The organism is Actinoplanes campanulatus (assembly GCF_014647795.1).
Classification (GTDB): domain Bacteria; phylum Actinomycetota; class Actinomycetes; order Mycobacteriales; family Micromonosporaceae; genus Actinoplanes; species Actinoplanes campanulatus.
The window spans coordinates 135,655-161,690 of record NZ_BMPW01000008.1 but is presented as its reverse complement, the minus strand read 5'-3'; the positions used below and the strand labels follow the sequence as shown (position 1 = coordinate 161,690).

Annotated in this window: 28 protein-coding genes; 16 read left to right on the top strand and 12 right to left on the bottom strand. The window is 71.7% G+C overall.

Annotated elements, in window-relative coordinates; all coding sequences use genetic code 11:
* Positions 1-87 precede the first annotated feature (87 nt).
* The gene (locus IEZ13_RS17205; protein ID WP_183218690.1) at positions 88-435 is read right to left on the bottom strand and encodes a S26 family signal peptidase; all 348 of its coding nucleotides are present in this window, start codon (positions 433-435) and stop codon (positions 88-90) included.
* Between the two features lie 14 nt (positions 436-449).
* Complete coding sequence (locus IEZ13_RS17200) at positions 450-716, bottom strand: S24/S26 family peptidase (RefSeq protein WP_183218689.1); 267 nt, start codon at positions 714-716, stop codon at positions 450-452.
* 67 nt (positions 717-783) lie between these two features.
* Here IEZ13_RS17200 and IEZ13_RS17195 point away from each other — a divergent pair, with 67 nt between their 5' ends.
* From IEZ13_RS17195 to IEZ13_RS17155, 9 genes are all read left to right on the top strand, one after another.
* On the top strand, positions 784-1,329 hold the full coding sequence (locus IEZ13_RS17195) for a PadR family transcriptional regulator (protein ID WP_183218688.1): 546 nt from the start codon (positions 784-786) through the stop codon (positions 1,327-1,329).
* 11 nt (positions 1,330-1,340) lie between these two features.
* The gene (locus IEZ13_RS17190; RefSeq protein WP_183218687.1) at positions 1,341-3,050 is read left to right on the top strand and encodes an acyl-CoA dehydrogenase family protein; all 1,710 of its coding nucleotides are present in this window, start codon (positions 1,341-1,343) and stop codon (positions 3,048-3,050) included.
* A gap of 125 nt (positions 3,051-3,175) precedes the next feature.
* Positions 3,176-4,141: a TauD/TfdA family dioxygenase gene (locus tag IEZ13_RS17185; protein ID WP_183218686.1), complete on the top strand. Its 966-nt coding sequence runs from the start codon at positions 3,176-3,178 to the stop codon at positions 4,139-4,141.
* On the top strand, positions 4,138-5,235 hold the full coding sequence (locus tag IEZ13_RS17180) for an alpha-hydroxy acid oxidase (RefSeq protein WP_183218685.1): 1,098 nt from the start codon (positions 4,138-4,140) through the stop codon (positions 5,233-5,235). The genes IEZ13_RS17185 and IEZ13_RS17180 overlap by 4 nt, the downstream gene beginning before the upstream one ends.
* A gap of 131 nt (positions 5,236-5,366) precedes the next feature.
* On the top strand, positions 5,367-6,569 hold the full coding sequence (locus IEZ13_RS17175) for a cytochrome P450 (protein WP_183218684.1): 1,203 nt from the start codon (positions 5,367-5,369) through the stop codon (positions 6,567-6,569).
* 13 nt (positions 6,570-6,582) lie between these two features.
* Positions 6,583-7,425: an alpha/beta fold hydrolase gene (locus IEZ13_RS17170; RefSeq protein WP_183218683.1), complete on the top strand. Its 843-nt coding sequence runs from the start codon at positions 6,583-6,585 to the stop codon at positions 7,423-7,425.
* Positions 7,422-8,735 carry an ATP-grasp domain-containing protein gene (locus tag IEZ13_RS17165; RefSeq protein WP_183218682.1) on the top strand — a complete coding sequence of 438 codons (1,314 nt, stop codon included), beginning with the start codon at positions 7,422-7,424 and terminating at the stop codon, positions 8,733-8,735. Before IEZ13_RS17170 ends, IEZ13_RS17165 begins: the two co-directional genes overlap by 4 nt.
* The gene (locus tag IEZ13_RS17160; protein ID WP_183218681.1) at positions 8,732-9,952 is read left to right on the top strand and encodes an MFS transporter; all 1,221 of its coding nucleotides are present in this window, start codon (positions 8,732-8,734) and stop codon (positions 9,950-9,952) included. Before IEZ13_RS17165 ends, IEZ13_RS17160 begins: the two co-directional genes overlap by 4 nt.
* Before the next feature lie 9 nt (positions 9,953-9,961).
* Positions 9,962-10,549, top strand: a complete 588-nt coding sequence (locus tag IEZ13_RS17155; RefSeq protein WP_183218680.1) for a TetR/AcrR family transcriptional regulator — start codon at positions 9,962-9,964, stop codon at positions 10,547-10,549.
* Here the strand turns inward: IEZ13_RS17155 and IEZ13_RS17150 are convergent.
* Both IEZ13_RS17150 and IEZ13_RS17145 read right to left on the bottom strand, forming a co-directional pair.
* Positions 10,516-10,914: a hypothetical protein gene (locus IEZ13_RS17150; RefSeq protein WP_183218679.1), complete on the bottom strand. Its 399-nt coding sequence runs from the start codon at positions 10,912-10,914 to the stop codon at positions 10,516-10,518. The genes IEZ13_RS17155 and IEZ13_RS17150 overlap by 34 nt on opposite strands.
* Before the next feature lie 1,344 nt (positions 10,915-12,258).
* Complete coding sequence (locus tag IEZ13_RS17145; RefSeq protein ID WP_229794749.1) at positions 12,259-12,996, bottom strand: YwiC-like family protein; 738 nt, start codon at positions 12,994-12,996, stop codon at positions 12,259-12,261.
* 258 nt (positions 12,997-13,254) lie between these two features.
* On the opposite strand from IEZ13_RS17145, the gene epsC reads away from it, so the two are divergent.
* Together epsC and cysK are read left to right on the top strand one after the other, a co-directional pair.
* Positions 13,255-13,800, top strand: coding sequence for a serine O-acetyltransferase EpsC (gene epsC, locus IEZ13_RS17140; RefSeq protein WP_183218677.1), 546 nt, complete (start codon positions 13,255-13,257; stop codon positions 13,798-13,800).
* The gene (gene cysK, locus IEZ13_RS17135) at positions 13,797-14,717 is read left to right on the top strand and encodes a cysteine synthase A (RefSeq protein WP_260178905.1); all 921 of its coding nucleotides are present in this window, start codon (positions 13,797-13,799) and stop codon (positions 14,715-14,717) included. The genes epsC and cysK overlap by 4 nt, the downstream gene beginning before the upstream one ends.
* A gap of 52 nt (positions 14,718-14,769) precedes the next feature.
* Here cysK and IEZ13_RS17130 read toward each other — a convergent pair whose 3' ends face one another.
* A complete protein-coding gene (locus IEZ13_RS17130) occupies positions 14,770-15,261 on the bottom strand; it encodes a hypothetical protein (RefSeq protein WP_183218676.1) in 492 nt (163 codons plus the stop codon).
* 184 nt (positions 15,262-15,445) lie between these two features.
* Between IEZ13_RS17130 and IEZ13_RS17125 the strand changes: the two genes are divergently transcribed.
* Entirely contained in the window at positions 15,446-17,743 is a 2,298-nt protein-coding gene (locus IEZ13_RS17125) for a putative bifunctional diguanylate cyclase/phosphodiesterase (RefSeq protein WP_183218675.1), read from the top strand.
* Here IEZ13_RS17125 and sigJ read toward each other — a convergent pair.
* Genes sigJ through IEZ13_RS17095 form a run of 6 tightly spaced genes read right to left on the bottom strand, consistent with a single transcriptional unit; the run spans position 17,740 to position 21,350 of the window.
* The gene (gene sigJ, locus IEZ13_RS17120; RefSeq protein ID WP_183218674.1) at positions 17,740-18,588 is read right to left on the bottom strand and encodes an RNA polymerase sigma factor SigJ; all 849 of its coding nucleotides are present in this window, start codon (positions 18,586-18,588) and stop codon (positions 17,740-17,742) included. The genes IEZ13_RS17125 and sigJ overlap by 4 nt on opposite strands.
* Complete coding sequence (locus IEZ13_RS17115) at positions 18,585-19,367, bottom strand: alpha/beta fold hydrolase (RefSeq protein ID WP_183218673.1); 783 nt, start codon at positions 19,365-19,367, stop codon at positions 18,585-18,587. The genes sigJ and IEZ13_RS17115 overlap by 4 nt, the downstream gene beginning before the upstream one ends.
* Before the next feature lie 38 nt (positions 19,368-19,405).
* Positions 19,406-19,960, bottom strand: coding sequence for a TetR/AcrR family transcriptional regulator (locus IEZ13_RS17110; RefSeq protein ID WP_229794748.1), 555 nt, complete (start codon positions 19,958-19,960; stop codon positions 19,406-19,408).
* Entirely contained in the window at positions 19,957-20,301 is a 345-nt protein-coding gene (locus IEZ13_RS17105) for a DMT family transporter (RefSeq protein ID WP_275407710.1), read from the bottom strand. Before IEZ13_RS17105 ends, IEZ13_RS17110 begins: the two co-directional genes overlap by 4 nt.
* Positions 20,302-20,340: 39 nt before the next feature.
* On the bottom strand, positions 20,341-20,796 hold the full coding sequence (locus IEZ13_RS17100; RefSeq protein ID WP_183218672.1) for a hypothetical protein: 456 nt from the start codon (positions 20,794-20,796) through the stop codon (positions 20,341-20,343).
* Positions 20,797-20,846: 50 nt separating this feature from the next.
* Positions 20,847-21,350 carry a hypothetical protein gene (locus IEZ13_RS17095; protein WP_183218671.1) on the bottom strand — a complete coding sequence of 168 codons (504 nt, stop codon included), beginning with the start codon at positions 21,348-21,350 and terminating at the stop codon, positions 20,847-20,849.
* Positions 21,351-21,389: 39 nt separating this feature from the next.
* Here IEZ13_RS17095 and IEZ13_RS17090 point away from each other — a divergent pair, with 39 nt between their 5' ends.
* On the top strand, positions 21,390-22,550 hold the full coding sequence (locus IEZ13_RS17090; RefSeq protein WP_183218670.1) for an MFS transporter: 1,161 nt from the start codon (positions 21,390-21,392) through the stop codon (positions 22,548-22,550).
* On the opposite strand, the gene IEZ13_RS17085 is transcribed toward IEZ13_RS17090, so the two are convergent.
* Positions 22,522-23,775 carry an alpha-hydroxy-acid oxidizing protein gene (locus IEZ13_RS17085; protein ID WP_183218669.1) on the bottom strand — a complete coding sequence of 418 codons (1,254 nt, stop codon included), beginning with the start codon at positions 23,773-23,775 and terminating at the stop codon, positions 22,522-22,524. The two genes, IEZ13_RS17090 and IEZ13_RS17085, sit on opposite strands and share 29 nt — an antisense overlap.
* Positions 23,776-23,846: 71 nt before the next feature.
* On the opposite strand from IEZ13_RS17085, the gene IEZ13_RS17080 reads away from it, so the two are divergent.
* From IEZ13_RS17080 to IEZ13_RS17070, 3 genes are read left to right on the top strand one after another with little or no spacing between them, the layout of a single operon-like run.
* Positions 23,847-24,434, top strand: coding sequence for a TetR/AcrR family transcriptional regulator (locus tag IEZ13_RS17080; protein WP_183218668.1), 588 nt, complete (start codon positions 23,847-23,849; stop codon positions 24,432-24,434).
* 38 nt (positions 24,435-24,472) lie between these two features.
* The gene (locus tag IEZ13_RS17075; protein WP_183218667.1) at positions 24,473-25,345 is read left to right on the top strand and encodes an ABC transporter ATP-binding protein; all 873 of its coding nucleotides are present in this window, start codon (positions 24,473-24,475) and stop codon (positions 25,343-25,345) included.
* Positions 25,342-25,944 carry a hypothetical protein gene (locus IEZ13_RS17070; RefSeq protein ID WP_183218666.1) on the top strand — a complete coding sequence of 201 codons (603 nt, stop codon included), beginning with the start codon at positions 25,342-25,344 and terminating at the stop codon, positions 25,942-25,944. Before IEZ13_RS17075 ends, IEZ13_RS17070 begins: the two co-directional genes overlap by 4 nt.
* Positions 25,945-26,036: the final 92 nt, after the last annotated feature.

Genomic DNA, 26,036 nt, shown 5'->3' with positions numbered 1-26,036 from the left:
GGGGACGGTCCGGATGAGACGGGGACGAGGTCGGGCGTACCGGGGAAGGAACCGGAAGCGAAACGCGGACCTTGACCACGAAAGGTTTCAAGAGGCCCGGCGGGGGAGCAGGGCCAGGAGGCCGGCGGCGGCCAGCAGGGCGATTCCGGCGAGAGCAACCCATGAGGTACGGCGAAGCGCCGCCCCCGCGCGATCCGGCAGCAGGCCCCCGCGCTCACCGGGGGCGAGCACCGCCACGACCCGCCCGCCGACCGTGGTGGCCGCCACGGTGCCGTCGCCGTCGGACGGATCGACCGTGACGGCCGCGGCGCGGGAGTCGACCGAGATGCCCGGGTTGTCGCCGAGCAGGAAGAGCCGGCCCGGGGCGACCGTCACCGAGAACGGCTGGTTGCCGGCCGCCGGGGGCTGTGCCGCGGGGGTCCCGCCGACGGTCACCCGGGCGTCCGCGGTCAGCAGGCCACGACGTCGCCGCCGATCGCCGCGACGCGTTTGACCAGGCGGGTTCCGCCGTCGACCAGCACCACGTCGCCGCGGGCGGCATCCTGGGACCAGGTGTCCACGACGATGCGGTCGCCGATTTCGATCAGTGGGCTCATCGAGGCGCTGGGTACGGCGTAGACGCGGTAGCGGGCCAGGAGCAGCGCGGCGGAGCCGAGGAGCAGGATCAGCCCGGCGGCCAGTACGAGGCCACGAATGCGCGGCGGACGTCCGTACATCGAAGGGGATCTTATCGGCCCGAAGGGGCCGCTTGCTATGAAACGAGTTGCATAGCAAGATGCGGGCATGGCGCTGGAACACGCGATCCTGGTCTCCCTGCTCGAGCGGCCCGGGTCCGGATATGAGCTGGCTGGGCGGTTCGAGCGTTCGATCGGCCGGTTCTGGACCGCGACGCACCAGCAGATCTACCGCGTGCTGAGGCGGATGGAGTCGGACGGCTGGGTGGTGGCCGAGGAGATCGGCCAGGACGGCCGGCCCGACAAGCGCAGCTTCTCGGTCACCGGCGTCGGCCGGCGGACGCTCGCCGAGTGGCTGCGGGCGCCGGTGCAGCCGGAGGCGGTGCGGCACGAGCTGGCCGTGAAGATCCGGGGTGCCGCGTTCACCGACGCGGCCGGGCGGGCCGAGCTGCTCGCCGAGGTGACGCGGTACCGGGCCGAGCACGAGGCGCTGCTCGCGACGTACCTGAATGGTGAAAAGCGGGATTTTCCGGATCCGGACGCGTTGGATGTCGGGCAGCGGCTCCAGCACGTGGTCCTGCGCGGCGGCATCGCCTACGAGCGGATGCTGCTCGACTGGCTTGACGACGTCCTCCAAACGCTCCGAGCACTCTGAAAGGAATCCCTGTGCTCCTCAACCCCAACACCTACGATCCCGCGCACCTCGATGACGAGAGCCGCCGGCTGCTGCGCGCGCTGGTCGCCTTCTTCGAGGAACGCGGCAAGAAGACGCTGGTCAAGAGCTACATCGACCGGAGCTGGTACGACGACTTCCTGGAGTTCTCGGCACGTGAGGGCCTGTTCGCGACGTTCCTGACCCCGTCCGCCGACGCGGCCGGCGACCCGGACAAGCGCTGGGACACCGCCCGCAACGCCGCGCTCAGCGAGGTCCTCGGCTTCTACGGGCTCGACTACTGGTACACCTGGCAGGTGACCGTTCTCGGTCTTGGCCCGGTGTGGCAGAGCGCCAACGAGGTCCAGCGCAAGCGGGCCGCCGAGCTGCTCGACGAGGGTCACGTGATGGCGTTCGCGCTGTCCGAGCGCAGCCACGGCGCCGACATCTACGCCACCGACATGATCCTCACGCCGACCGGCGACGGTGGGTTCACCGCGAGCGGCACCAAGTACTACATCGGCAACGGCAACGTGGCCGGGCTGGTGTCGGTCTTCGGCCGCCGCTCCGACGTCGAGGGCCCGGACGGGTACGTGTTCTTCGCCGCCGACAGCCGGCACGAGAACTACCACCTGATCAAGAACGTCGTGAACAAGCAGATGTACGTGAGCACGTTCGAGTTGATTGACTATCCAGTACATGCAGAGGATGTACTGCACACCGGCAAGGCTGCATTCGATGCTGCACTCAACACAGTCAACGTGGGCAAGTTCAACCTGTGCACGGCCGCGATCGGTATCTGCGAACACGCCATGTACGAGGCGGTCACCCACGCACACCGGCGGATGCTCTACGGCAAGCCGGTCACGAACTTCCCGCACGTGCGGCGAGAGCTGACCGACGCGTACGCCCGGCTCGTCGCCATGAAGCTGTTCAGCGACCGCGCCGTCGACTACTTCCGCAGCGCCGGCCCGGACGACCGCCGTTATCTGCTGTTCAACCCGATGACGAAGATGAAGGTCACCACCGAGGGCGAGAAGGTCATCGACCTGATGTGGGACGTCATCGCGGCCAAGGGCTTCGAGGCGGACACCTACTTCGACAAGGCCGCCATGGACATCCGCGGCCTGCCGAAACTCGAGGGCACGGTGCACGTCAACCTGGCGCTGATCCTCAAGTTCATGCCGAACCACCTGTTCAACGCGGCCACCTACGAGCCCGTCGCGACGCGGCACGACCCGGCCGACGACGAGTTCCTGTTCCGGCAGGGCCCGGCGCGCGGGCTCGGCGCCATCCGCTTCCACGACTGGCGGACCGCGTACGACGCCGCCGCCGCGATCCCGAACGTCGCCCGGTTCCGGGAGCAGGCCGACGGGTTCTGCGCGCTGCTGCGTGAGCACGCCCCGAGCGAGGAGCAGCAGAAGGACCTGGACTTCCTGCTCGCGGTCGGCCACCTGTTCGCGCTGATCGTCTACGGACAGCTGATCCTGGAGCAGGCCAGCCCGGCCGGGGTGGACGACAACCTGCTGGACGAGATCTTCTCGATCCTGGTCCGCGACTTCTCGGCCTACGCCACCGAGCTGCACGGCAAGGCCGCCACCACCGAGGCACAGGCCGCCTGGGCGCTGGCCCACGTCCGCCGGCCGGTCGCCGACGACAAGCGCGACGCCGCGGTCTGGGATCAGGTCCTCGCCCTGGTGGGCGCCTACGAGATGCGCCCCTGACAATCGGCGGATAGGGGTTCTCGATCAAGAACCCCTATCCATGCCGTCCGATATTGCCCCGCCATTCCTCGCATCCGTAACGTTCTCGGCAACACCGAGAACGGAAATGCGAGGGGGTGGAGGGCGTGACCGCGTCACCGAGCGGTGTGCTGACGGAATCGGTCTCCGTTTCCGAGGCCGCGGAAATGGCCCGCCGGGCACGGGAACAGGTCGTCGGCCGCGTTTCCGGGCACCCCGACCGCCGGGACACCGACGAGTATTTCCGGCTCGCCGCGCTGAACGACACGCTTTTGCCGGAGCGGGTCCGGGACGCGCTGGACCGGTTGCGCGACGGCGCCGCCGACGCGGTCGTCGTCCACGGCCTGCCGGCCGACGGGCCCGCCGTGCCCGTGCTGGGCTGGACCTGGCTGGGCATGGTGACCCGCCGGCTCGGCCACGAGTACGGGTACCGGGCGGAGAAGGACGGCGACCTCGTCCACGACGTCCGGCCCCGTCCGGAGGGCGCGGCGACCCAGTCGAACGCATCCTCGGCGGTGGACCTGTCGCTGCACACCGAGGTGGCCTTCCACGACATCCGCCCGGATTTCGTGGTCCTCTACGGGGTTCGCAGTCCGGAGCCGCGGCCGGCCACCCGCCTCGTCCGGATCGCCGACGCCATTCGGGAATGCCGTCCGGAGACCGTTCGAGAATTGCGCGAGCAGCGTTTCCGGATCGCCGCCCCGGAAAGTTTCTCGCAGGCCAGAATCGTCGACGACGTCGCCCCGATCGGTGGCTCCTACGATTGGCCGACGATTCGCTGGCACAGCTCCATCGTCGCGGAGAATACGCACCGCCGGGCCGCGGTCACCGATTTCCTGGAGTCCGCGGAGAGCGTCGCGCATCAGGTGCGGCTCGGCCCCGGCAGTCTGGTGGCCTTCTCCAACAGCCGCTGCCTGCACGGCCGGGACTCGTTCGCGGCCCGCTACGACGCCCGCGACCGCTGGCTGCTGCGCACCTACGTGCTGCGTGACGTGACCCGGCTGATGTCGCGCTACGGGCTCGAACCCGACAGCGCCGGGATCCGCACGCTGGCCGAGGCGGTGGCCTCATGATCACCGAGCGCCTGCTGAACCTCGACGACTTCGAGCGCGCCGCCCGGACCGCCCTGGACGACGCCCGCTGGGCCTACCTGGCCGGCGGCGCGGGCCGCGACGACGGCGTCCGCCACAACGAGGCCGCGCTGCGCCACTGGAAACTGCGGCCGCGCCCACTCAACGGGGTGGCCGACCCGGACACCGGCGCCGACGTGCTGGGATTCGCCTCCACTCTGCCGGTGCTGCTGGCGCCGACCAGCCCGCTGCGGCTGTTCCACCCGGAGGCCGAACTGCCGGTCTCCCGGGCCGCGCACCGGGCCGGAGTGCTGCCGATCGTCAGCAACGACAGCCATCACAGCCTCACCGACATCGCGAAACAGGGGCCGTTCTGGTTCCAGCTCTACTGCTACGGCAGCCGGGACGACGTCACCCGTACGATCCGGCTCGCCGAGTCCCTGGACGCCCGCGCCCTGGTCGTCACCGTCGACAACAGCCATCCGTCGCGGCGGCTCGCCATGCTGCGGGCCGGGTTCGCCACCCCGCCGGAGGTGCGGTTCGGCATCCACCGGGAGAGCGGCTTCTCCGACGGCTGGGTGCCACCCGACACCCGGCTGCCGCGCTGGCCGCTCACCTGGGAGCAGCTCGACTTCATCCGCGGGCAGACCGGGCTGCCGGTGGTCGTCAAAGGGGTCCTGCACCCGGCCGACGCCGCCGAGCTGGTGGCCCGCGGGGTGTCCGCGCTGATCGTGTCCAACCACGGTGGCCGGCAGCTCGACGACACGGTCGCGGCGATCGACACGCTGCCCGCGATCGTCGCCGCCACGGCCGGGCGGATACCCGTACTGATGGACGGCGGCATCCGCAGCGGCGCCGATGTGATCAAGGCGCTCGCGCTGGGCGCCACGGCCGTGTGCATCGGCCGCCCGTACGTCTGGGGCCTGGCGGCCGGCGGCGAGGACGGCGTGTTCCACGTGATCGACGTGCTCCGGCAGGAACTCCTGGACGTGGCGAGGCAGCTCGGTGTGAGCAGCCTGCGCGACGTCCCCACAGACCTGGTGGTCCGTACCGCCACGGAAATCACTGTCAGCGAAGAGTGGAGGTGTTCTGCATGATCAAGCGAATCAAGGCGCGCTTCGCGCGTAAGGCCCTCGCGGGCGCGTACCCCTGGCACTGATCGATGACGGGGGCCGGAACCACCCGAACGGTTCCGGCCCCCTCGTAACACCCAGATGGGAGGCGGCCGGTGAGCGTCGCACCGCCGGTGCAGGCCGGACTGTCCCGCGCCGACCTGCTGGAGGACTACGACCGGGACCGCGCCGGTTTCGTGCTGCGCGCCGCCCGCCGCTACGGGCCGGTGGTCGAGCTCAGCCCCGGAACCGTGCTGATCAGCGACGGCGAGATCGCCCACGACGTGCTGCGCCGCACCAACCGCGACTTCCTGATGGACCGCGACCGCGCCTGGCGCCCTACCGACAGCCGCCGCGGCGAGGACGCCCTCGACAGCTGGATGCACGCCCGCCGCACCATGCTGTCGGCCCTCTCCGGCGGCCTCGTCGAAGAACACCTCCGCTGGTACGACGGCGAGCTCACCACCCTCATGGACACCTGGGCGACCGCAGGCCGCACCGACGGCCCGATGCCGCCGCTCGTGCACCTGAGCACCGACGCCTTCCTGCGCCTCTGCGTCGGACCCGGCACCGCCCGGCACACCCGCGACGGCCTCTCCGCCCTGGTCGCGGACCTGCTCGGCGCGCTCAACCCGATCGTCCGCTCGTCGTTCGAGCTGCCCTGGTTCCTCGACCGGTTCACCGCCCGCCGCCGGCGCGCCGACCGGGCCCAGCACCGCCTGGACGCGGCCCTGCGGGCGCTGGTGAACCGGCCACCGGACGGCGGCCTGATCGCGATCCTGCGCGACGCCGGCGTGCCCACCGACCCCCTGGTGCGCATCCTGGTGTCGGCCACCATCGCCGCCCGCCTGGTCCCGGCCGCCGCCAACGCCTGGCTGCTGCACGCCCTGGCCGTCCACGCGCTCGCCGGGGAGCCGTCGCACATCGTCGACGAGGTGCTGCGGCTGCGCCCGCCGACCTGGCTCATGCACCGCGCCACCCACACCGAACAGGTCAGCGGCCCGTGGCGGTTCCCGGCCGGCGCGGCCCTGATGATCAGCCCGTACGCGATCCACCGCGACGAGCGCCACTTCCCCGATCCGGAGGCGTTCCGTCCGGACCGCTGGGCGGGCGCCCGGCTGCCGGCCGGCGCGTACCTGCCGTTCGGCGGCGGACCCCGCTGGTGCGTCGGCACCCACCTGGCGAAGGCGCAGCTCACCACCGCCGTGGAGGTGTTCCGGCGGTTCCGGCTGGAGGATGTGTCCGGTCGGGTGACCGCCGACACCGACTCCACGATGTACCCGCGTGGCCTGGCGCTGAGCGTCGCCCGCACCGACTGAGGAAGGACAGCACATGCGAGTTCGGGCCGGAGACGTACGCCTGCACGTGACCACGCTGGGCGACGAATACTCCGACGGGCAGCGGCGGCCCGACATCATCGCCGTCCACGGTGGCCCCGGCATCGACGGCGGCATGCTGCGCCTGACCATGCGGCCGGCCGTCGACTACGCCCACGTCATCGTCCCCGACCTGCGCGGGCACGGCCGCAGCGACCGGGGCGAGCCGGCCGACTGGAACCTCGACGTGTGGGCCGACGACCTGGCCGCCCTCATCGACACCCTCGGGCTGCCGAACCCGTACCTGCTCGGCACCTCGTTCGGCGGTTTCGTGGTGCAGCGGTTCCTGTCCCGCCACCCGGAAACCCTCGCCGGCGCCATCCTGATCGGCACCGGCGCCCGGCAGGCCAGCCACGACGAGATCGTGGAACGGCACCGGGTGCTCGGCGGCGACCGGGCCGCCGACGTGATGCGCCGCTCGCTCACCGACCACTCGCCGGACGCGGAACGCGAATGGGCCGAGGTGTGCGGACCGCTCGCCATCCGCCGCGCCCCGGACGACGACTACCAGCGGGCCGTCCGCAACCGGATCAGCACGCCGGAGATCAACGCCGGGTTCATCTCCCAGCTGTCCGGCCTGGACCTGCGGCCCGACCTGGCCGCCGCCCGCCGCCCGGTGATGGTGCTGGTCGGCGAGTACGACCCGCTCATCCCGTACCAGGTGGCCGCCGAGACCGTCGACAGCCTGCCCGCCGGAACCGGCGAGCTGCACGTCGTGCCGGGCGCCAGCCACCAGGCCATCTGGGACGCGCCCGACGCCACCCACGCGCTGATCCGCGAATTCACGGAGGGGTCATGACCGGCTTCGTCGCGCCGACTGTCGAACGGTTCCGGGACGCCACCGCCGAGCTGCGGGAACTGTCCGCCCCGTACGCGAAGGAGCGGTTGATCTTCCAGCCGCCGATCGAGAGCGCCGAGCGGGTGAGCCGCCTCGAACAGGCCTGCCAGACCGTCTTCGAGGGGCTCGACGCGGTGCTGCGTGAGGTCTGCGACGGCGACGTGCTCCGGATGGCCGGACTGTGCCGCGCCACCCCGCCCGAGCTGCGGTTCCTAACCCGCCAGCCGCACCAGAACTGGTCCACCGTGGCTCGCCCGGACGTCATCTCCTCCGGCGGCCGCACCGTCGTCATCGAGATCAACGGCGACTCGCCAGCCGGCCTGTTCGGCCTGCACGACATCATCACCCGCGCGCAGACCGCCTTCCTGCCGCCGTCGGCGAGTCTGGCCCGGCCCGCCGTCGCCATGCACGGCCTGCTATCCGGGCTCACCAAGAGCTTCGGCGAGTTCGACGGCATGGTGGCCATCTGCTACTGGCGGCACGAGCAGGCCGTCGGGCCGGTCGACTGGCAGTACGAGCTGTTCGCCCGCGAACTGCGCCGGCACGGCATCCCGTCGGTGCACTGCGCGCTGGAGGACCTGGAGCTCTCCGACGACGGCGTGCGGCACGAGGGCCGCGAGGTCAGCGTCATCTACCGCTACTTCGAGTCCCCGGAACCGGGCGCCGCCGACGAGTTCGCCGTCCTCGACACGCTGTTCCGGATCGCCGAGAGCGGCCGGGTCGGTCTGTTCACCGGCTACCGGGCCGAGGTGCTGGCGTCCAAGGCGGCGCTCGCGGTGCTCTCCGCCGCGACCGGGATCGCGCCGTCGCTGCGGGCCCGGCTGGCCGAGCACGTGCCGTGGACCCGGATCATCGAACCCCGCCGGACCATCTACGACGGCAGGGAGGTCGACCTGCTGCCGTGGGCGGAGCGGGAGAAGGACCGGCTCATCGTGAAACCGGTCCGTGGCCACGCCGGCAAGGGCGTCACCGTCGGCCGGGAGGTGTCACCCGAGGCGTGGGCCGAGGTCCTCGCCACCGGCGTGCGCGGTGGGGCGGGCGATCACCCGTACATCGTGCAGGAGCTCTTCGAACCGGATCCGCTGCCGGTCGCGTTCACCGACGAGCACGCCGACGTCACCAGCACCGTCACCCCATCGGTCAACGGCGTGTTCATCGTGGAGAACACGGCGGTGGCGGTGCTGCGCCGCTACGCCGTCAACAACACGGGCACGATCAACATCAACCCCTTCTCCGGGTACGCTCCCTCGCCCGTCTGGATCGCGTCATGAGGTGGCAGCCGTCCACCTACCTGTTCGCCTCCGGAGCGGCGTCCAGCCTCGGCGACGGCATCCGCTACGCGGCCATGCCCCTGCTGGCCGTGCACGTGACGAGGAACCCGGTCAGCGTCGCCGCCGTCGCGGCCACCCTGTCCGCGGCGCACCTGCTGTTCGGCTTCCACGTCGGCGCCGTGGTGGACCGGTTCGACCGGGTGCGGCTGCTGCGCCGGACCCAGCTGCTCCGGCTGGCGATCATGCTCGTGCTGGTCGCCGCGGTCGCCGTCGACCAGGCGACCCTGCCGTTGCTGCTGGTCACGGCGTTCCTGCTGGGCGCCGCCGAACTCGCGGCGGACACCGCGGTGCAGGCGCTCACCCCGGTCGTGGTCCAGGACGCCGGGCTGGAGAGACTCAACGCCGGGCTGACCGCCTCCCAGTCGGTCGGCGAGGACTTCGCCGGCCCCGCCGCCGGTGGCGTGCTGTTCGCGTGGAACCCGCTCGCCCCGTTCGTGGCGGTCGCCGGCACGCTCGCCGCCGGCTGGGGTTTCCTGACCCGGCTGCGGGTGCCCGGCCGGGTCGCCCAGCCTTCGGCCCGGCAGTCGCTGACCGCCGAGGCCCGGGAAGGGCTCACCTACCTGCTGCGGGAGCCGACCCTGCGCACCCAGGCGGTGTGGGCGGCCGCCATGAACCTCGGGGTGGCCGCCGCCGGCGCCACCCTGGTCCTCTACGTGGTCGAGAAGCTGCACCTCAGCGGCGGCGCCTACGGCCTGCTGCTGACCTGCGCGGGCGTCGGCGGGCTGGCCGGAGCGGCCGCCGTGTCGCACACCGTCCGGCTGCTGGGCCGGGTCCCCACGATGATCGCCGCCAGCCTGGTGGCCGGTGTGGCGACGGCCGGTGTCGCGCTCACCGGCTCGGTGTGGCTGATCGGCGTCTTCCAGTTCCTCGCCGGGTTCTGCGGGGTGTCCTTCTCGATCGTCGGTCGTTCCCTGCGGCAGAGCATCACCCCGGACGCCCTGATGGGCCGGGTCACCAGCATCTACCGGCTGATCGGCTTCGGCTCGCTGCCGCTGGGCGCGATCGGCGGCGGCGCGATCGCCCACCGGCTGGGCCTGGGCGTGCCGTTCCTGCTGGCCGGCGCCGTCATGGTCGGCAGCACCCTCACCCTGGGCCTGCTCACCCGCCACGCCCACACCACCCGCCCGGAACCGGCCCGGCAGGTGTCGGCCCTTTAAGGTTTGAGGGTGCCCCGCGTCTCCGAAGCCCACCTCGCCGCCCGCCGTCAGCAGATTCTCGACGCCGCGGCCCGGTGTTTCGTGCGCAACGGGTTCCACCAGACGTCCATGCAGGATGTGATCAAGGAGGCCGATCTCTCGGTCGGGGCCTTCTACCGCTACTTCAAGAGCAAGAACGAGCTGATCACGGCCATCGCGGGGGAGAAGATCTCGCAGGCCACCGGGCTGCTCGACCAGTTGCTCGCGCTCGACCCTATGCCGCCGATCCCGGAGATCCTCAAGCGCCTGCTGGAGCTGGTCGACGCCGCGGCCGAGCACGACGGCACGGTCCGGATCGCCGTGCAGGTGTGGGGCGAGGCGGTGCACGATCCGGAGGTCGGCGCGCTGGTCGCGGAGATCTACGGCCGGGTCCGGGAGCGGGCCGTGCTGATCGCCGAGCGGGCCCGGGCGGCCGGGCAGCTGCCGCCGGACGCCGACGTCACCGGGGCCGGCGCGGCGTTCTTCGGGCTGGTCCAGGGTTACATCCTGCAGAAGGTGCTGCTCGGCGGCACCGACCGGCGCACCTATGTGTCCGGCGTGCGGACACTACTGTCCTGATGCGGCAGCCGCCGTGGGGACGGCAGCGAGGCCGTTCGGCAGCGTGAAGGTGAAGCAGGTGCCGCCCGCGGGATCGTCGGTGGCGGTGATGGTGCCGCCGCGTCCGTGCGGGCGAGGGTGATGTCGGCGACCACCTCACCCAGATCCACCTGGACCGGGACGATCGTTGCCTCCCGCGCCGTCGCGTAGTGCAGCAGACCGTCGATCAGGCCGCGCATGCGCGCCGAGTCCTGGGACAGGCGGTCCAGACCTCCGCGTGCCTCATCGAGATCGGGATGGTCCGGTACGCCGTCCAGCGAGTACCGCACCGCCATCGTCCAGCCGTCCACGCTGGCGAGCGGGTTGAGCAGGTCGTGGGCCACCACGCCGGCGAAAGTTGGTCAGCTCGTCGCGGTGCCGTCGTTCGGCGGTCACGTCGTGGAGGAGCGCCACCGTGCTGCGTGTACGGTCGGGGCGCGGCAGGGCCGTGGCGGTCACCTGGACCACCCGGCTGTCGGATGCCATCTTTCGTGGTCGAGGTCCGCGTTTCGCTTCCAGCTCTTTCTCTTGTACGCGTGTCCTCGTCCCCGCCTTTCAGGGCCGTTCCGTTCGCTCGGCGCGATCTCGCTGCCCGCTCCGGCCTGTGCCGCGCCCGCCGGGCGCAGATCGGTACCCGGACAGGCCGAGCCCGACCGCCACGTCCTCACCTGCCGCCGGTCACGGCCGCCCGCCTTTCGGTCACGCTGGCCGGGTGGTCGCGGTGTTGCCGACCAGGCACCCGGGTTGCCCGCTCGCGGCCGTTGCGCCTGCCGCCCGGTGCGGGTGGTCGCGCTTACACCAGGGTGGGCGCGCACGGCGGCAGAGTCGTGGTCGCCTACGTGGCATATGGCCGCGACGGCCGCACACGTAGCGGCTTCTGTGTGCGCTCACCTCCGAAAGCTCGCCCTGACCGGAACTTCGCGTGAGTGCGGGACCCCCGTTCACCGGCTCGTGTGAAAGATCGAGGTGGCCGGAAAGCCTCTCTCGTCATCGTCTGGCATCGATGTCGAGTCGCTTGTTCGCCCGCTTCCCCGCCTTCGCCGCGAGATTCGGCCGGTCACGGTCGGCCAACATCGATGTAGATCTTGAGTATTCGTTGCCGGGCGGCGCGATCTTGTACGATCGTGGTCGTCCGGATGCATCTGATTACCCAAGGTCTTGCAGGGAAAATAGATATTGGACGATTATCGATCGCCGGACGGCAACCAGGAATCAAGATCGGCCCGACAGCTACCATCGCCCAAGATCGCCAGCGAGTCGGGATGATGCCGCAGCCATCCGAATGCGCGACTCGACATCGCGGCCACCCACAACCGAGAAACAGGATTCAGAAGAACCCGGATCTACCACGCACCTTCATGCACTCACCACCGCGGTCACGGCGAGTGACTCCCGACAGGGCCCCATGGCGCGACCGGCATAAACCGCAACCACCCGCCAGGCGCGACGGGCGTGACGGCCGGGAACACCGCCCCGGATGCCTGGCGAGCACCACCGCAACCACCCACCCGGAGCGAGCGGCAGCGCATGCGGGGGTGTCCAACCGATCTACGCCCGGCGGGCGCGGCAAAGGCCGGAGCAGGCAGCAAGATCGCGCCGACCGGACGGAACGGCCCTGACAAGGCGGGACGAGGACACGCGTACAAGAAGAAGGAGCCGGAAGCGAGACGCGGACCGAGACCACAGAGGTTCTACAGAGCCACGACCGACAGCACCAGCACGCTCGCGCCGATCTCCACGAACCCGACCTGCTTCGGTGTCAGCGACCGGCCGGGCAGCACCCACGCGCGGGCCAGCAGGAGCGTGAAGACCAGCGCGGCCGGGATGCTGATCACGGTCGCCGCGGCGAGCGCGGCCAGGTGATATCCGGCAGAGGCCTTCCGGTACGTGTGATTGCCGCGCTCGCGGATCATCGTCTTCACGTAGAGGACCGTGCCGGTGAGGTAGAGCAGCACGAGCACGAACGCCGCCCACGTGTCGGCGGGGCGGCCGCCGGCGATCACCGTGACGACTCCGATGATGAGGCAGCTCTGCGCGACCGAGGCCAGATCGTTGAGCAGGGCCCGTTCCCGGCGGCGCCAGGCATACCAGGCATTGGCCGCCAGCAGGACGGCGTAGACCGGCGCGAACCACAGCAGCCGTGGCTCGGCGGCCAGCACGATCACCCCGGCCGGGACCGCGAGCAGCCCGTACAGCCGGAACTGGGGCAGGTAGCGGCCGGGGCGGCGCGACTTGACCGCCAGGAACACGTAGTACGACAGCAGGTAGCCGGCCAGCCAGGCGATCAGCAGCGGCACGTCCGGCCAGCGGAACCCGGCGACGAGCAGCCCGGCCAGGTAGGGCAGCAGCAGCATCGCCCACGCGCCGTGCTGGGGCGGCAGGAACTGCCGGATCGTGCGGCGGGCCGGGCGCGTCGAGGTGCTGCTCACGGCACCGACGCTAGGCGCCGGACGGCTCTTCGCCCAGGGGCGAAGGTCACCCTCGCCACTACCTTCGGCTCTGCCGGCGGGTTCGGGCGATCGGCTAGCCTTGCCGCCATGAGTGAGCGGGAGGCCCAGCGGCGGATGGCCGGATACCGGTTCGCCGTGCCGATGGCGGGCCCGCACGTGCGCCGGGTCTTCGACGAGCGCTGTCCCGGCCGCTGACGCCGCACCGCCGCCACGCACGCTCCGACCGAGGATCCCCCCTTGCTGGAAGACATCCGCGCCTACTGCCGGCGCGATCCCGCCCTGTACGGCGTCCGCGTCGCCGAGGTGTTCCTCTACCCCGGTCTGTGGGCGCTCTGGGGTCACCGCGTGGCGCATCTGCTGCACCGCGCCCGTATCCCGTTCCTGCCGCGCCTGCTGTCGCAGGTGATGCGTTTCGTCACCGGGATCGAGATCCATCCGGGTGCGGTCGTCGGGCGGCGGTTGTTCATCGACCACGGCGCGGGCGTCGTGATCGGCGAGACCGCCCGGATCGGTGACGACGTCACCATGTACCACCAGGTCACCCTCGGTGGGCGTGGCTGGCGGCGGGACGCCAAGGGCAGCCGTCGTCACCCGGAGGTGGGTGACCGGGTGACTCTGGGGGTGGGCGCCACGGTGCTCGGCCCCGTCCGGATCGGGGAGGACGCCGAGATCGGCGCCATGTCCCTGGTCGTCTCCGACGTTCCGGCCGGCGCCCGGATGCGGGCCCCGGCCGCAGAAATCGTCCCCGACTCTTTCCCACAGAACGCAGGAGCGAGGAATTGATCTACAACGACGTCACCGAGTTGATCGGCCGGACCCCGATGGTGCGGCTGACCCGTTTCGAGCCGGGACTGCCGGCGAAGCTGATCGCCAAGCTCGAGTCCGCGAACCCCGGCGGCAGCGTCAAGGACCGGATCGCCCTCGCCATGGTCGAGGCCGCCGAGGCCACCGAGGAGCTGCGCCCCGGCTCCGCCATCGTGGAGGCGACCAGCGGCAACACCGGTATCGGGCTGGCCCTGGTGGCGGCCGCCCGCGGCTACCGGCTCACCCTCACCATGCCGGACAGCATGAGCGCGGAACGGCGGGCGCTGCTGGTGGCGTACGGTGCGAAGCTGGTTCTCACCCCGGCGGCCGAGGGCATGAAGGGCGCGGTGGCCAAGGCGCTGGAGATCGCCGAGGAGCAGCGGGCCTGGCTGCCGATGCAGTTCGACAATCCGGCGAACCCGGACATGCACCGGCGTACCACGGCCCTGGAGATCTGGAACGACACCGACGGCCAGGTGGACCTGTTCGTGGGCGGTGTCGGCACCGGCGGCACCCTCACCGGCGTCGGCCAGGTGCTCAAGGAGAAGCGGCCCGAGCTGCGCGTCTACGCGGTCGAGCCGACGGAGTCGCCGGTGCTGTCCGGCGGCCGGTCGGGTCCGCACGGCATTCAGGGCATCGGCGCCGGGTTCGTGCCCGAGGTGCTGGACCCGACCATCTACGACGAGGTGGTCAAGGTCGACGTGGAGCAGGCCCGGGAGGCCGGGCGTCAGCTGGCCCGGACCGAGGGCATCCTGGCCGGTGTCTCCAGCGGCGCGGCCCTGCACGCGGCGCGCGAGCTGGCCTGGCGGGCGGAGAACGTGGGCAAGACGATCGTGGTCGTGCTGCCGGACACCGGTGAGCGCTACCTGAGCACTCCGCTGTTCGCCAACCCCTGAGACGCCGATGTCCCGGCGTGCGTGGCACGCCGGGACATCGTCAGCGGATGGATCAGAGGTTGGTCTTGACGCCGACGGCCTTGCAGGCGGCGTTGAACTCCTTGGCGGCCTTCGCGGACTCCGGGGTGTCCGCGGCGTTGACCGGATCGTCGGCCTTGGCGGCCTTCGCGGCCTCGGCGGCGTTGGTCTTGAGGGCGGTGGCGACGGCGGTGTCCGAGCCCTCGGCCGCCTTCTCCAGGTTGGCGGCGAAGTCGCTCAGCATCAGCGCGGCGTCCTTCTTCGGAACGTCGCCGCCGGTGGTGCTCATGATGGTGAGCAGCGCCTTCTTGAACGACTCGGCCGCCTTGTTGGCGTCCTCGCAGATCACCTTGTCGGCGGGGGCGGCCGCGGCGGGCGCGGTGGTGGCCTCAGCCTCGGGCAGGGCTGAGGTGGCGGCCGGCTTGGCCGGCTCGGCGGTGGTGGCGGCCTTGTCGTCGCCGCAAGCGGCCAGGCCCATCATCGAAACGCCGGCAAGTACGGCGGTGGCAATTCGCACAGCAATCACAGAGGCAAGTTAGTCGATCAGTTGTACGAAGATCAACTGCTATTTCGTATTTTCTGTGGAAATCATGGCGAGCCGCAACGAGCATGATCGCCATCAGTGCCACGGTGACGATCATGTCGAACCGGCGCAAGCCCGGAGCCGGACGGCTCAGGAGATCGGCCCGGATGCCGAAACGACAACCGAGATGAGCGGATCGGACCGGGCACTGCGCGTACCCCTGATCGTGAGCCTGACCACGATCGTGGCCGTGCTCGCCTGGCTCGCCGTGCGTGACGCCGATGATCGCGTCTGGGGGAACCTGGGCGGCACCGTCGTGCTCTGCGCGGCCGCGTTCGCCTGCTGGCGTGTGAGCCGCCTGGCCGCCCCGATGCCCCCGGTACGCGGATTCTGGGCACTCTGGGCGCTCACCGCGGCCAGCCTGGTGCTCAGCACGGTCGCCAACATGGTCCACGGCGGCGTCGGCGCCCCCGGCATGCCGCTCTACGAGGCGATCCCCACGCTGATCGGCCTCGGCCTGGCGATGCTGGCGTTCCGGCACGTCCCGCTGGTTCCACGGACCCGGCTGGACTGGGCGCGGCTGCTGCTCGACGGCATCGCGGTGGGCGTCGCCGGCACGGTGTTCTTCACCTACGTGGTGCTGGACGCCGTTCCCGACGGCACCTCGGGCGGCACCCTGATCACGGCCGGCGCGGTCGGCGTCGGCTGCCTGCTGGCGCTGGTGGTGTTCGGCAAGGCGGCGGTCAGCCCGGAGGGCCGCGTCGACCCGGTGGCGCTGGCCGTGCTGACCATCGGGCCGCTGGCCGGCCTGGTCGCCGTGATGCTGATCCTGGGCGGCACCGAGACCGGCATGCTGCTGCTGTCGGTGCTCGGCTACCCGCTGGTCGGGTTGGGCATCTGCATGGCCGCCTACCGGCAGAGCCTGGTCCTGGACGTGCAGCCGCCGAAACGGCCGCGCTGGTCGATCGGCGGCCCGCTCCAGTTCGTCGCGGTCACCGGAACCGCCGTGCTGGTCATCGTCGTCTCCGCCCGCGACCTGGACATGCGCGGCCGCGCCGTGATCATCGGGGCGGTGCTGATCGCCGCCATCATGGTCGCCCGCCAGCTGCTCAGCCTGCGGGAGAACCAGCTCGCGCTGCGTGGTGTCCGCCACCAGCAGACCGAACTGGAACGCCTGGCGCTCAGCGACCACCTGACCGGCCTGCCGAACCGCACCGGATTCACCCTGGCCCTGACCGACCGCCTGGCCGGTGGGCGACCCGCCACCGTGCTGCTGATCGACATCGACGACTTCAAGATGGTCAACGACACGCTCGGGCCGGCCGCCGCCGACCAGCTGCTGGCCCGGCTCGCCGAACGGCTGCGGCGATGCGCCGACGGCGACCGCGGGTGCGTGGCCCGCCTCGGCGGCGACGAGTTCGCGGTGCTTCTGCCGTCCGGCGACCCGGCCGGGATCGAGGCCGCCGCCGCCCGCTTCCAGCACGCCGTCGGACGGCCGCTGCCGGTCGAGGCACAGCGGTTCATGCTGCACGCCAGCATCGGCGTGGTGGTCGCCGAACCGGGCGAGACCGCCGACGAGGTGCTGCGCAACGCCGACATCGCGATGTACGTGGCCAAGGATGCCGGCAAGGCGTCCTGGGTGCGGTTCGAGCCGCGGATGCGCCAGGACATGACCGGCCACGCCCGGCTCGCCGGCGAGCTGCACGACGCCATCCAGGGCGGCCAGCTGCGGCTTCTCTACCAACCGGTGTACGACCTGGTCACCGGCCGGATGCATGGCGCCGAGGCGCTGGTGCGCTGGCAGCACCCGGAACGCGGTTTCGTCTCGCCCGCCGACTTCATCCCGGTCGCCGAGCGCTCCGGCCTGATCGTGCCGCTGGGCGCCTGGGTGCTGCGGGAGGCCTGCACGCAGCTGGCCCGCTGGCGGGACTCCTTGAAGGATGGAGCGGTCGAGGCGATCAACGTCAACGTGGCGGTCCGCCAACTGCGCGAGGCCGGCTTCGTCGACGAGGTCGCCGCCGTGCTCAGCGACACCGGGCTCACCCCGCACCACCTGATCATCGAGGTCACCGAGTCGTCGGTGGCCGACGGGCCGCAGGTCAACGAGACGCTGCACGACCTGCACGAGATGGGGGTGCGGCTGGCCCTCGACGACTTCGGCACCGGCCAGTCGTCGCTGAGCCTGTTGCGCGCGTTCCCGGTGGACGTGCTGAAGCTGGACAAGTCGTTCGTCGACGGGATCGCCGCCGGCGCCGACCGGGGCCGGCTCGCGGTCGCCGCGGCGGTCGCCCAGCTGGCCGAACACCTCGATCTCAAGGCGGTCGCCGAGGGCATCGAGAGCCGGGCCCAGCTGGAGCGGCTGCGGGACATGGGCTACCGCTACGGCCAGGGCTATCTCATGGCCAAACCCCTGCCGGCCGACGAGTGCGCCGCCCTGATGATCGCCGAGCCCCTCGCCGTCGCCGCCGTCACCGGCAGGAACTAGCCGGGCTCCGTCCGCTGGATCCGGGCCAGTTTGTCCGGGGCCCGGATCAGGTCGACCCGCTGGATCCGGCCGGCGGCGACCGTGAAGGCGATGATCGTGTCGACCCGCCCGTCGCGGTGGACCGCCATGCCGAGCAGCCCGTTCACGGTGACCGGGGTGAGTGGTTCGGCCTTCGCGGCGAGGGCGAGCAGGAAATGGGCGGCCCGCGGCGCGCCGTGCACCGGGCGGCGCGCGTTGCCGGTTCGGCCGCCGCCGTCGCTGGTCACCACGGCGTCCGGGTCGAGCATGGCGACCAGGTCGCCGAGGCGGCCGCCGGCGGCGGCCGCGAGGAAGCGTTGCACCACCCGGCGGTGCTGGTCCGGGTCGATGTCGAGGCGAGGGGTACGGTCGCGCACGTGCCGCCGCGCCCGGACCGCGAGCTGGCGGACCGCCGCGGGAGTGCGCCCGACGACCGTCGCCACCTCTTCGAAGGGGAGGCCGAACAGGTCGTGCAGCACCCAGGCGGTGCGTTCGGCCGGGGTCAGTGACTCCAGGACCACCAGGAGCGCGTAGCCGATCCGTTCGTCGAGGGTGATCCGGTCGGCCGGGTCCGCGGTCACCACCGGTTCCGGCAGCCACGGCCCGGGGTAGGTCTCCCGCCGCATCCGGGCGGACCGCAGCACGTCGGTCGCGGCCCGGGTCACGGTCACCACGGCCCACGCCTCGACGTCGTGCACCGGTCCGGCGCGCGCCAGCCGGAACCAGCACTCGGACACCACGTCCTCGGCCTCGGCGACCGAACCGAGGATGGCGTAGGCGACCCGGACCAGGCGGGGGCGGGCGGCGGTCCAGGCGTCGGCGGTCATCGCCGGGCGACGGTCGTGTCCAGGATCGCCGCGACGACCAGGCTGGGGGTGTCGTCCATCGGCACGTGGCCGGCGCCGGGCAGGTCGGCCCGATGGGTGTGCGCCGGCAACTGGCCGGTGTGCCGGGACTGTCCGGCCAGCAGCAGCCGGTCCCGCATGCCGAAGGCCAGCGTGACCGGCATGGTGAGCGGCTCGGTGGGGCGGTAGCGGATCCGCCGGGTGGCCCGCAGTGTGGCCCGGAAGCCGGGGCCGCGGCCCAGGTCGGCGATGCCCCGCCGGGCGACCTCCGGGCTGATCCGGCCGGGGCTCGCGTGGAACTGCCACAACAGCAGGCGGCGGCCCCATGCCGATCCCACCAGGGCGGTCAGCGGGCGGCGGGCGTACCGGCAGCCGGCCCAGGTGAGCAGCAGGCTGACCGTGCAGTAGGCCGGGGTGCGCCGCCGCCACAGGCCGGCCGGGGACAGCAGGGTGATCGAGGCGACCGGGCGCAGCGCGGCGAGTTCCAGGGCGACCCAGCCGCCGAGCGAGTGCCCGGCGACGTGCGGCGTGTCCACGCCGTGCCGGTCGAGCATGAGGGCCACCGCCTCGGCCAGTCGTCGCGGGGCCGGCGCGACACCGGGCGGCAGCGGTGGCGTGTCGCCGCATCCCGGCAGATCGACGGTGTGGACGGTGTGGGTGGCGGCGAGCCGGTCCAGCACCGGCGTCCAGGCGGCCCGGGTGGAGCCCAGACCGTGCAGCAGGACCAGCGGTGGCCCCTCACCGATCGAGAAGAGTCTCATGGGTGAAGGACGATGTGGATCCCGTGGAATGTGACAGTTCAGGCGGCCAGTCTGCGGATGGCCGAGGTGAGCCGGGGCGCGTCCAGTTCGCGGCCGGTGACCAGCGCCTCCAGGATGAAACCGTCGAGCAGGGCGCAGATGTTGCGGGACGCCTCCGCGCCGAAGGTGGCCGCCACGATCTCCGGGAGGCCCTCCATCCAGGCTTCGGCGAGTGGCCGCAGGGCGGTGTCCCGGGCGGCGGCCACGCACAGCTCGTACTCGATGCGGACCTGGCGGCGGTCGGCGAGATACTCCCGGACCAGGTCGGTGAGGGTCTGTGCGATGTCGGTCGCGTCGCGCAGCCGCTCGTCCCAGGCGAGCAGGTCGGACCGCAGGCCGTCGAGGGCGTGCCGCAGCCCGGCCGCGATGAGATCGTCCAGGGTCGGGTAGTAGTAGGTGGTCGCGCCGAGCGGGAGCCCGGCGCGGGCGGCGACGGCCCGGTGCGTGGTGCGGCCGACGCCGTTCTCCGCGATGACCTCCATGCTGGCGGCGGCGAGGGCGGCCCGGCGGGCCTCGGGGTCACGGGCCCGCTGCGGGCGGCGCGGCGCGGTCAATGGGCCCCGCTGGCGTTGAGGTTGAGCATGACGACTCCGGCGATGATGAGGGCGATGCCCGCCACCTTAACGGTGGTGAGCGGCTCGCCCAGGAAGACCGCGCCGATGGCGACGATCGCGGCGGTGCCGACCGCCGACCAGATGGCGTAGGCGACACCCACTTCGATGCCCTTGACGGCTTGGGCGAGCAGGACGAAGGAGATGACGTATCCGGCGAGGACGGCCAGTGTCGGCCAGAGCCTGGTGAATCCGTCGGTCGCCTTCATCAGGCTGGTGGCGATGAGTTCGGCGGCGATGGCGCCGCCCAGGAGGACGTAGTGCACGGTGAGCCCTCGATCCACTCTTGTACGAACGTACAAGTACGATCGTACAAGAAGGGCTCATCGCAGTGCCATGACCAGAAAACCCGCTCCGATGGCGGCGCACAGCACGCCCAGCCCGATCACCAGCAGGGTGACCTGCCAGGCCTGATAGGCGCCGAGCAGCGCCCCGCGCAGCGTCTCGCCCATGAACGCCGTCTGGCGCAGCCGGCCCAGCTTCTCGTCGCCGGCGTTGCGCTGCGCCTCGGCGGTCACCTCGGCGTAGGTGCGGCCGCCGGTCGCCGACCGGACGTGCTCGCCGATCATCTCGGAGTAGGCGCGGGCCTCCGTGCCGGTGCGCACCGGCCGTCCGGCGTACCCGACGAGGGCGGCCGGCAGACCGTCGGAGGGGAAGCGGATGCGCTGGTCTTCCAGCTCGCGGGTCACCTGGCGACGGCCCGCGAAGCCCTGGAGGACCAGGATCACGGCGGCGCCGATGAGGGTCAGGCCGACCAGGCTGAGGAGTGTCTGAACCATGCCGTCGAGCCTTCCCGGCGGTATCCCCCGCGGTCAGGGACGGACGGCCTCTATCCGCCGGGCCGACTGCACGGGGTCCCGATGGACACTTCGGCCGTGGCGTCCGGCCCGACCCGGATCGGCACGCAGTCCGGCTCGATCACGGAGACGCCGCCCGCGAAGACCGACCACGCGCCGTCACCCCATCCCGGCGGGCAGCCGGTGACCGTCTGCGACATGGCCGGCTCCTGTTGGCCCCAGCCGATCCGCGCCCGCTCGCTCCACTCCGGCGGAAGGCTCAGCTCGGTGGTCGTGCCGGCCCGCACCAGCAGGCCGAACTTGGCGAACAGCCGGGCCGGTCCCTCCTGCCCGGACTCGCTGGGCTGGTGAACCGTGTCCTCATCGGGCAGCGCGATGTTCTCGCCGACCACGCGGTAGCCCGCGGGCGGCTCGGCCACGTGGTCGATCACCGCCGGGCAGGGCGCGGTCTGCGCCGGTTCCGGTTCCGGCTCCGGTGTCCGCGCGGCACATCCGGTCAACAGCAGCAGCGGCGCCAGTGATCGAATGATCGACATGCGGCGATTCTGTCAGAGGGTGCCTCTACTGTGCTGACCATGGATCTCGTGCGCCGTGGCCGGATCGCCACCTCCCTCGTCTTCCTGCTGTTCGGGGTGGCTCTCGGGGTGTGGACCGCGCGGATCCCGGCGGTCAAGGAGAGGCTCGGGCTGACCGACGGCCGGCTCGGCATCGCTCTGCTGGCCTTCGCGGCGGGCTGCATCGCCGGCATGGCGCTGATCGGCCGGCTGACCGACCGGTTCGGCAGTTCCCGGGTGCTCGTGCCGGCCGCGATCCTGGAGGGCCTGCTGCTGATCCCGCCCGGGTTCGCGGGCGGCCTGGTGACCCTGTCGATCGCGCTGTTCGCGTTCGGCGCCGGGCACGGCACGCTCAACATCGCGATGAACGCGAATGCCGCCGAGGTCGAGCGCGCCATGGAGCGGCCGGTGATGACGTCGTTCCACGCCGTCTACAGCATCGGCGGGTTCGCCGGCGCGCTGCTCGGCGGCCTCTTCGCCCACCTCGGCATCGGTGTGGGCGCCACCCTGCTGGCGGTCGGCCTCGTGGTGCTGGCCGGGGCGGCGTGTTCGGCCCGCTGGGTGCTGCCGTCCACCCCGGCGCCCGCGGCCCGGGTGGAGGAGAGGAGCCGCGACCCGTGGCTGCTGTTCTTCGGCGTGGTGGTGCTGTGCACCCTGGTCGGCGAGGGCGCGGCGGCCGACTGGAGCGCCGTCTACCTGCGCGACGAGCTGGGCAGCGCGGAGGCGTTCGCGGCCTACGGCTACGCCGCCTTCGCGATCATGATGACCGTCGGCCGGGTCTTCGGGGACCGGCTGGCCGCCCGCTTCGGGCCGGTCGTCCTGGTCCGGGCCAGCGGGGTGATCGCCGCGGCGGGGCTGGGCGCCGGGCTGCTGGCCGGGAGCCCGCCGGCCGGGGTCGCTGGGTTCGGCCTGCTCGGGCTGGGCCTGTCCGGTGTGGCGCCGCAGTTCTTCTCCGCGGCCGCCGCCATCGATCCGGCGCGGGCCGGGCGCGCCCTGTCGACCGTGGTGAGCATCGGCTACGTCGGCTTCCTGATGGGCCCGATCGCCATCGGCGCGGCGGCCACCGTGGTCGGCCTGACCGCCGCGCTGTGGATCCCGGTGGCGCTGGCCGCGTTCGTGGCGGTCAGCGCCGGGACGATCCGGAGGTCCGGGGTCACGCTTCGACCAGGCAGTCCCGGTTGATCGACGCGATGTCCGGGACGCCGGCCAGCGCCATCGTCAGCTCGAGTTCGGCGATCACGTTGCGGATCACGTCCTCGACACCGCTCTGGCCGGCGATGGCGAGCCCGTACATGTAGGGGCGACCCAGCAGCACGGCGTTCGCGCCCAGCGCCAGCGCCGTGAAGACGTCGGCGCCGGTGCGGACGCCGCTGTCCAGCAGCAGTGCCGGCGACGGGCCGAGCGCCGCCCGGATGGTGACCAGCGCGTCCAGCGAGGCGACCGCGTTGTCGATCTGCCGGCCGCCGTGGTTCGACACGACGATCGCGTCCACGCCGGCGTCGAAGGCGCGCCGTGCGTCGTCCGGGTGCAGGATGCCCTTGAGCACGATCGGCAGCCGGGTCCGGCCCCGCAGTGTGGCCAGATGTTCCCAGCTCAGGCCGGGGTTGGAGTAGATGTCGAGGAAGGTCTCGACCGCCGCCCGCGGCGCCGGTGACCGCAGATTGCTCCAGAACCCGCCGGGGTGGTTGCGGGTCATCGCGAGCAGGGTGCGGATCGCGCCGAGGGTCACCTCTGCGGCCGGTTGCGGGGGCCGCCCGGCGACGATCTCCCGAAACCGGGGGTCCGAGGTGTACTGCGCGATGCCCTGGCCACGGCTGAACGGCAGCGAGCCCAGGTTCAGGTCCTGCGGCCGCCAGCCGAGGACGGTGGTGTCGAGGGTGACGACCAGCGCCGCCGCCCCGGCCGCCTCGGCCCGCGCGATCAGGCTGTCCACGAGCTGTTCGTCCTTGCTCCAGTAGAGCTGGAACCAGCGGGACACGTCACCCATCGCGGTGGCGCAGTCCTCCATCGGGTTGCAGCCCTGGTTGGAGAAGACGTAGGCGGTGCCGGTGGCGGCCGCCGCCCGGGCGATCTTCAGGTCGCTGTCGGCGCCCATCAGCGCGCCCGCGCCGACCGGGGCGAGCAGCACCGGCGTGTCATGCCGGCCGCCGGGCAACTCCACCGACAGATCCCGCTCGACATGGCCGGACAGCATCCGCGGCATGATGGCCCAGCGTTCGAAGGCGGCCCGGTTGCGGCGCATGGTCCGGCCCTCACCGGCGCCGCCCGCCACGTACGCCCACGCCTTGGCGCTGCTGGCCCGCTCGGCACGGCGTTCCAGTTCGGCGAAGTCGGCCGGCACGGCCGGCCGCCGCCCGAGGGCGCCCTGGCGGTAGATGGTGCTCAGGCGGGACAGTCCGGCGCCCATGGGTTCCTCCTCGACGAGTCTGCCCGGGAGGCTAAACCAAGTCACGTGACTTGAAAAGCTAGGATCCCGGTATGGCATCCCGCGCCGAGCGCCGCGAGCAGGCCGTCGCGGCGCTCCTCGACGCGACCCTGGAGAGCCTGGCCACGGTCGGGTTCGCGGCCACCACCACGCGCGGCGTCGCCCAGCTCGCCGGGGTCAGCCAGGGCCTGCAACAGCACTACTTCCCGACCAAGACGGCACTGATCGACGGGGCCATCAACCGGCTCGCCACGAGGCTGCTCGACGAGGCGTCCCGGCCGGTCGAGGGTGCCACCGAACGGCAGCGTGCCGAACTGCTGCTGCGCCGGATGTGGGACAGCTACTCGTCGCCGGTGCTGGCCGTGGTGGCCGAGCTGCTGGTGCTGGCCCGCACCCATCCGGGCACCGCCGCCATGACCGCCTCGACGCTCACCGCCGTCACCCACCGGATCGTCGGGGTCGCGGAGCAGGCCCTGCCCGGCTACGCTCGCACCCCCGGCTTCCGGGAGGCGCTGCTGCTCGCGCTGGCCGCCATTCGCGACACCACGACGATCGCGCGGATCCCCGGCACGGAGGGGGCTCTGCCCACCCTGGACGACATCGTCGACGCCTTCTTGAAATCAGTCGTTACCGATTCGTGACGCTAGGTGACTTGACACGGTCCTTGATAATCTTCGCGATGATCGAAACCCGTGAGTTGACGAAGACCTACGGCCGGGTGGACGCCGTCCGCGACGTGACGTTCACCGCCGCCCCGGGCCGGGTGACCGGCCTGCTCGGGCTCAACGGCTCCGGCAAGAGCACCACGCTGCGGATGCTGCTCGGCCTCACCCGGCCCACCCGCGGCCAGGCGCTGATCAACGGCAGCCGCTACCGGGACCTGAAGAACCCGCTACGGCAGGTCGGCGCCGTCCTGGAGCAGGGACTGAGCCACCCCGGCCAGACCGGCTACGCCCACATGATGACCCAGGCCAAACTCAGCGGCGCCTCCCGGGAACGGGCGACGGCCCTGCTCGAGTACGTCGGCCTCGAGGATGCCGGCGGCAAACGCTCCGGCGAGTACTCGCTCGGCATGCGCCAGCGCCTCGCCGTCGCGACCGCCCTGCTCGGCGAACCGTCCGTGCTGATCCTCGACGAACCGGCCAACGGCCTCGACCCGCCCGGTATGGCCTGGCTACGCGGGCTGCTGCGCGACCACGCCTACGCCGGCGGCACCGTGCTGATCTCCAGCCATCTGCTCAGCGAACTGGAACTGCTCGTCGACGACGTGGTCATCATCGGCGAGGGCCGGGTGCTGCGCGCCGGCCCGCTCGACGAACTGCGCGCCGGCACCCAGCTGCGCATCCGCGGCGGCGACCACGAGCGGCTCACCACGGCGTACGAGCAGGCCGGCGCCTCGGTCGCCACCGACGGCCGCGCCCTCTGGGTGGCCGGCCTCAGTCCCGAACAGGCCGGCGACATCGCCCTCGAACAGCGGATCCCGATCTACGAACTCGTCGCCGAGACCCAGCACCTCGAAGACGTCTTCCTGAGCGTGGCGGAGGCCCGATGATCGCCGTACTGCGCAGCGAGCTCTACCGCACCGCCACCGTCCGCGCCTCGGTGCTCGCCCTGATCGGCCTCGGCATCGTGGCCGCCTGCGCCGGCTACCTGAGCGACGAGTTCTGGGCCCTGATGGCCGGCATCGGCACCTTCGGCATCGCCGTCATGGTCACCTGCCAGCACTACCAGCACCGCACCGCCATGCTGCTCTTCCTCGGCGAACCCCACCGCCTCAGGATCCTGGCCGCACAGTCCATGGTGGCGATGGCCCTCGGCGTCGTCCTGGTCGCGGTCAGCGGCATCGCGGTCGTCGCCTCCGGCGAATCCGACCGCTACCTGGCCACGCTGCTGGTCTCCCCACTGCTGGCGGTCTTCGGCGTGGCCAACGCGACGATCGTCCGCAGACCGCTGTGGCTCATCGCCGGCTGGCTGGGCTGGCTGCTCTTCGTCGAAGGCATCCTCTACCAGCTCGAAGGCGACATGATCTTCAGCGCCTTCCTGGCCGCCGCCAGCGGCTCCACCCGCGGCCTGCTCTGGGTCTCCATCTGGACGGCCGCCTCGCTGCCGATAGCCGCCTGGTCCATCCGCCGAGACCTCTCCGGCGACTGACCGTCCTGGTCACGGTGGGCGACGCCACTCACCCACCGTGACCTTCCTTTCCGGTACGCACGACGCCGCCCTCAATCGCACGACGACCGTTC